The sequence below is a fragment of the Terriglobia bacterium genome (assembly GCA_036496425.1).
Taxonomy (GTDB): domain Bacteria; phylum Acidobacteriota; class Terriglobia; order 20CM-2-55-15; family 20CM-2-55-15; genus 20CM-2-55-15.
In genome coordinates this window covers 1-6375 of sequence record DASXLG010000293.1, presented here as the reverse complement: position 1 = coordinate 6375, position 6375 = coordinate 1, and the positions used below count along the sequence as shown (strand labels likewise).

Annotated in this window: 7 protein-coding genes; 4 read left to right on the top strand and 3 right to left on the bottom strand. The window is 58.7% G+C overall.

Going from position 1 to position 6375, the window contains the following annotated elements; genetic code table 11:
* The 3 genes from VGK48_21240 to VGK48_21230 form a co-directional block, all read right to left on the bottom strand.
* The coding region (locus VGK48_21240; protein HEY2383707.1) for an ATP-binding protein at positions 1-1240 on the bottom strand (1240 nt) is incomplete at its 3' end.
* 2 nt (positions 1241-1242) lie between these two features.
* Positions 1243-1926 carry a response regulator transcription factor gene (locus tag VGK48_21235; protein ID HEY2383706.1) on the bottom strand — a complete coding sequence of 228 codons (684 nt, stop codon included), beginning with the start codon at positions 1924-1926 and terminating at the stop codon, positions 1243-1245.
* A gap of 10 nt (positions 1927-1936) precedes the next feature.
* Positions 1937-3148 (bottom strand): sialidase family protein, encoded by a 1212-nt coding sequence (locus tag VGK48_21230; GenBank protein HEY2383705.1) that lies wholly within the window; start codon positions 3146-3148, stop codon positions 1937-1939.
* Positions 3149-3351: 203 nt separating this feature from the next.
* On the opposite strand from VGK48_21230, the gene VGK48_21225 reads away from it, so the two are divergent.
* The 4 genes from VGK48_21225 to VGK48_21210 all read left to right on the top strand — a co-directional run.
* Positions 3352-3849 (top strand): DUF6644 family protein, encoded by a 498-nt coding sequence (locus VGK48_21225; GenBank protein HEY2383704.1) that lies wholly within the window; start codon positions 3352-3354, stop codon positions 3847-3849.
* A gap of 13 nt (positions 3850-3862) precedes the next feature.
* Positions 3863-4339, top strand: coding sequence for a DUF6644 family protein (locus VGK48_21220; GenBank protein HEY2383703.1), 477 nt, complete (start codon positions 3863-3865; stop codon positions 4337-4339).
* A gap of 158 nt (positions 4340-4497) precedes the next feature.
* A complete protein-coding gene (locus tag VGK48_21215; protein ID HEY2383702.1) occupies positions 4498-5343 on the top strand; it encodes an aldolase/citrate lyase family protein in 846 nt (281 codons plus the stop codon).
* A gap of 97 nt (positions 5344-5440) precedes the next feature.
* The coding region (locus tag VGK48_21210) for an Ldh family oxidoreductase (GenBank protein HEY2383701.1) at positions 5441-6375 on the top strand (935 nt) is incomplete at its 3' end.

Here is a 6375-nt window from a genome sequence, read left to right as displayed (position 1 = left end):
GGGCCCGATCGACGCGGTAGAAGCGATCGAAAATCCGCGATTGAAGTTCTGCGGGGATTCCGGGGCCGGTATCCGCGACCTCGATCGTCGTTCCTTCCGCCGTTTGAGCAACACGAATCTCGATCGCTCCACCGGCCGGTGTGTATTTGATCGCATTGTCGACAAGGTTCAAAAGCGCCTGCCGCAAAACCACACGGTCTCCGATCCAGTGTGGCGCCGTTTCAAAGCGCACCTGGATCGACTGCTCTTTTTCTTCAGCCAGAACACCGAGTTGTTCGGCCACTTCCTCGGCCAGTTCGCGCACATCAACGAAGTCCATAGAAAGCTTGGCCTGGCCGGTGTCCGCGCGGGACAACGTCAGGAGCCGGTCCACGAGCAGCGCCAGGCGGTCGGCTTCCTCGAGCATGCTTCCGATGATTTCGCGGTACGCCGCCTCGTCACGGCGGCCGCGCAAGCCGACTTCTCCGACGCTGCGGATGGCAGTCAGGGGCGTTCGCAACTCATGCGACGCATCCGCGGTAAAGTGACGCATCCGCTCAAATGAGGCTTCGAGCCGTGCAAAGGTGTCATTGAATACTGTGGCCAGACGGCCCAGTTCGTCGCCCGGATTGTCGACCGGGAGCCGCGCATTCAATTGTTCGGCGTTGATCGAACGGGCCCGCTCGACCATGCGATCGACGGGCGCAAGCGCCCGCCTCGCGAGGCCATACCCTCCGACTCCCGCCACAGCGACCGCCGCAGGTAAACCGAGGAGAAGAATATAAAACAACTGCCGCTGGTCCTGATTGATCGAGGCTTCGGAGCGCGCGACTTGGACGACGACAGGCTTGCCGCCGATCCGCGCTCCGCCGCTCATCACGCGAAACGGCGGGTAGACGTTGGGAACCGTCACAATCTGCTCATCGGGTTTGCTGGCAAGCTTGTCGCTGGAAGCAACCGGATTGCGCCGTGCTTCCGGCGTCTTGTACAAAAGCTGCCCGTCGAGGCCATAAACCTGAAGCCATGGGCTGTCGCCTTCGCCGGTTTCGTCGTATGGAGCGATCGAACCATCCGGACGCTGGGCAAGCATGTCGGAGGCCCAGTCAAAATCGTCGCGCAAGCGGTCGTCGAGCCGTTGCGAAGAATTGTTGCGTACCACTGTGTAGATGGCGCCCGCATAAACGCCGAGCACGAGCAACATCACGCCGACATACCAGAGCGTCAGACGGACGCGCACACTTCGCGGTTGGATGCGCATCATACTTACGGTTCTCCCTCCCGCAACATGAAACCAACGCCCCGGACCGTGTGAATCAACTTGAGCGGTTTATCGAGATCGATTTTCCGGCGCAGCCTGGCGATATGAACATCGATAACGTTGTTCAACGGCGTTCCGCGGGTTGGCTCTTTCCAGACTTCTCGGGCTAGTGTATCACGCAACACGACCTGCCCCTGATGCCGCAGCAGGTACTCCAGAAGCTCGAATTCCCGTGTCGTCAGCTCCACCGCGCGCCCGCCCCGGCTGACCTTTCGCGAGATCAGATCCATATCGAGATCGCCGGCGCCGAGGCGCAGCGTGTCCGAAGGACGGCCCCGCCGGACGAGCGCGCGGACCCGCGCCAGCAATTCCTCGAAAGCGAATGGCTTGACCACGTAGTCGTCGGCTCCGCCGTTCAAACCGGCGACGCGGTCTTCCAGCGTGTCGCGCGCGGTTAAAAGAAGAACGGGAGTCTGAACACCGCTTTTTCGGACCGTCGACAGAATCTGAAGTCCGTCCCGGCCCGGCAGCATCACATCGAGGACGATGACATCGAATTTTTCGGTGTTGATCCGGAAGAATGCGTCCTCGCCCGTATGCGCCACCACGGCTTCATAGCGTTCGCCCGCGAAGCCTTCCTTCAACGCATTCGCGACTTTGACCTCATCTTCAACCACGAGAATCCGCATATTTCACCATTCACGGATTCACGACCGTGGTGTGCACGCGGGAAGGATCGCCCGAATCCGTCCAGGCAACGACAATTCCCTTTCCGGATGCCGCCATTTTCGGAAATCCACCTGACGCCACACGCGCCGCTGCCGAAACGTTGACCACCGCAGCCACCTTGCCGTTTGCGTCGATCTGGCGCAGGTGGAGCTGAGGTCCGTTGCCCTGCGTGCGTTCGACCCAACTCACAATCGCTCCACCCGATGCCGGGCTCAACACTTCGACCCGGCCCGCGGGATTACCTTCATCGATCCGGATTTTTGGGCCGAAGGTCTTGCCGCCATCCGAAGACATCATCAGATTCACCTGGGCTTTTTCCAGGGGAGCCGTAAACCAGGCCACCGCGACGTTTTTTCCGGACGATGAGACCGCAGGGCCGTTGATGGGGCAGCCCTCAATTTTCCACCCATCTTTCGTGAGGTCTTGCGGCGCGGACCAGCGGCCATTCGCATAGCGCGAGACCGAGATGTCACGGATCTCCTTATCGGAGCGGTCGCGGTACACGGCGATGAGACCATCCGGTGTGACCGCCATTGCGGTCTTGCAACACTCGCATACGCGACTGTCGATTTGCGATTCCGTGCCGAGCACACCGGCGGGAGTGATGGTCGTATACATCAACGCCATATCCCCATGATCTTCATCGGCCATATTGCGGCCGTCGAGCCACACTGCTGCAAGTTTCCCGTCAGGCAGCGGCGTCAACGATACGAAACCGTGCTGCCGCTTTTTGCGATCGCGATGCGGAACGACAGGTTTTGTCCAGCTGACGCCGCCGTCCTTCGAAAAGGAAAGGTCCACGTCGTAGACTTCCGCTTCCGGGCCGTCGTTCGAAACCAGCCAGTGCGCGGCGAGCGTCCCATCGAGCATCACCACTATCGAGGGGAAATCCGCGGGGTTGACGAACCAGTTCGTGCCGCGCGCAATCACTTTGGGTGCGGACCACGCATTCCCCTGCAGAACCGAGACATAAAGGACACTCCCTTTTCCGGTTCCGGCCGCAGGCTCGATCCATGTCATAAAAACCCGGCCATCGGGAGCCGCGGCAAGGTTGGGCTCAGCGCTGCCGGAACCCGCTGGTGATTTGAGATCGGCGGCGGCGGGAGGAAGCGGCGCCGCAGGTCGGGAAACGGCGACGAAAACCAGGAGAAGGACAGCGGCAAGCCAGAGTTTTTTAGCCATGGCTTGGCAGTTTATTCGGCAGTAATTGCCTGCAGCAAGAGCATATGGCCGACTGACGAAGAATTCAGGAAATCTTCAGGGCGTTTGGCACTTCCGGGTCATTGACACGGCGTCACGCGAATGTGATATCGTGCCAAAGCGTGAAAAGTCTGCCCATCTCCTAGAGTTCACGCCATTTTAGGGAAATCAGAGGTCTTTCTAACATGTCAGAAATTCCTGCCATCATCCACACGATGCAAAACAGCGGTATCGGCACCGGGATCCGGGAATCGATTTGGCTGTTTCCGATCGTCGAAACCACCCATGTGCTGGCGCTGGCGCTCTCGGTGGGAGTCCTGCTGTGGTTCGATTTGCGGCTGATGGGCTGGGGAATGAAGCAGCAACCCGTATCCGAAGTGCACAAGCAGGTCATGCCGCTGGCGTTCTTCGGCTTCGTCGTGATGACCATCAGCGGGATTCTGCTTTTCTGGTCCGAACCCGAGAAGTGTTACTTGAGCGGATTCTTCCGGGTCAAGGTGCTGTTTCTGATTCTCGCGATGATCAATGCCGGCATTTTCGAACTGAAAACCAAAAAGAGCATCGAGGACTGGGACAAGTACCCGATTCCCCCGATCAGGGCCCGGATGGCCGGCCTGATTTCGATCATATCGTGGGCAGCGGTGATCATCGCCGGGCGCGCCACCGCGTACAATCTGTTCTAGCAGGGTATCAACGATGCATTTTTTATTACCGTTTTTTAAGTGGTGCGACGCGAGCTGGGTGGGCGAAACGATTCGTGGATCCCGGATCTATTTTCCGATCATCGAGACCTGCCATCTGCTCGCGCTGACGATTCTTTTCGGGGCCATTCTCGTCCTCACCGGCCGCATGTGCCGCCTGATGATGACGAGCCAGCCGACCTTTCAGGTCGCAAAGGATCTGGGGCCGTGGGCAAGCTGGAGCCTGGTTGTGATTCTCTTGTCGGGAATCATGCTCTTCCTTTCGGAAGCGATGAAGTGCTACGCGAGCACGCCCTTCCAGGTAAAAATGATGTTTCTGTCCGCCGCGCTTATTTTTCACTTTACAGTCCACCGCAAAGTCTCGCGATCGGAACGGGAGCCCCGGCTGGTGTGGGGCGCCGCGGTCGGCGTTATCAATGCTTTACTGTGGCTCGGAGTCGGTCTCGGCGGACGCGGCATCGGCTTCCTGTAATTTTCGCTTCGCTGCTTGTTTACGGCACTCGCAGAATAGGATAGAGTGACGTGCGCAATTGAACTGATCGTCCCCGGCATCGGGCGCCCAATCGCATCGGAAGCGCGAACGATCTTTAGGAATTTTTCAATTAACAAAACACGACAGGAGAAGAACTAATGAGTGACGCTTTGACTGGTAAAGAGTTTAAGAGCCAACTTCGCGAAGGACGCCCCAAAATGGGGTTGTTCGTGAATTCGAGCAGCCCGACCGTGGCCGAGCAGTTGGCTCATAGCGGCTATGACTGGCTGTTGGTCGACACCCAGCACGGTCCGATGGGCAACGAAACCCTGTCGGGGATGCTTGCGGGAATCGCCAGCGGCGGCGCGAAGTCGATGGTTCGCGTCGGCGGCTATGACGATCGCCCGGGCATTCAACAAGCCCTCGATATGGGCTCCGACGGCGTTCTGGTCCCCTATATCAACAACGCCGCGGAAGCACGCCAGGCTGTCAGCTGCGTTCGCTATCCCACCGCGGGAACGCGCTCCGTCTACTTCCCCCAGCGCAGCATGAATGCAAAAGGTTTGCTCGGCTATGCCGGCGCCTGGAACGACAACGCCATCTGCGCTCTGCAGGTCGAAACCGCCGATTGCATCAAGAACATCCAGGAAATCGCAGCCGTTCCCGGCGTCGATATTCTTTTTCTCGGCCAGAACGACCTTTGCATGTCGATGGGTCTCTACGAAAAGTACAAGTTCCCCGAAATGTACACGTCGCCTGAACTCGGTCAGGCCACTACAGACCTGATCGCTTCCGCAAAGAAGAACAACGTCATCCTCGGCCTGTTCCTCTTCGGGACCTCCCGCGTTGGCGAATTCCTCGAGAAGGGCTTCACCTTCATCAGCATCGGAAATGACCTCCATCACATCCTGACCCAGTCCGGCGCTTACGTTCAGGACATGGAGAAGATCGCAAAAGAGAAGAGCAAGGCGGGTTGGACTCGCCGCTCGACCGCGTTGTTCTAGATAGAATTCAGCCGCGGATGACGCGGATGACGCAGATCCATCGGCGTCATCCGCGTCATCTGCGGCTCACCTTTTCACCTCACGAAAGAGCAACACCATGCCGGTTACAGTTTCCAGAAAAGAACAATTGGACACCATCGTCGCCGTCCTTACGGGACTCGGCGCCACCGAAGAAGAAGCCTCGATCCAGGCCGATGTCTGGACGGAAGCGGACCTGAGAGGGATTCATTCCCACGGCGTCCAGCGACTTCCTGTCATGGTCACGCGCATCCAGAAGGGTCTGATGAAAGTGAACATCAAGCCCGAGTTGACATGGAGCACACCTGCCGTTTTGAACGTCGATGGCAAAGACGGGTTTGGCACATCCACGTGTGAAACATCGTTGAAAGCGCTTGTACCGGCCGTGCGAAAATACGGCATCGGCACCTTGACAGTGCGCAATGCCGCGCATATTGGAATGGTTGGATACTACGCGGAGCGCAGGGCGCAGGAAGGTCTGGCTTGCGTCGCTTTCACCACGACGGAAGTCCTGGTCCACCCGTTCGGCGGCGCGGAAGCCCTGGTCGGCACCAATCCGATCGCGATCGGCATTCCCGGCAAGCCGCGGCCGTATCTGCTGGACATGGCGACGTCGGTGAGCGCGATGGGAAGAATCATCGCCCTGAAACATCGCGGCGAAAAAATTCCGGAAGGTTGGGCCGTCGATAAAGACGGCGTTCCGACAACAGACCCGGATCTTGCGCTGAAAGGCTCACTGAGCCCCGCGGGAGGACCCAAAGGTTACGGTCTCGGCATCGCGATTGCGATGCTCGGCGGACTGCTAGCCGGTATGCCGGCGGGCCGCGAAGTGTTGGGCACGCTGGACACGGATTTTCGATGCACGGTCGGTGATCTTTTCATCCTCATCGATCCGAAAGCATTTCCCGGCGGCGATACACTTGCCGACGGTGTAAAAAAGTATCTGGACGAATTGAGAGCATCACGGCCGGCGACCGGATTCAAACAGGTTTCCGTGCCGGGCGACCCGGAATT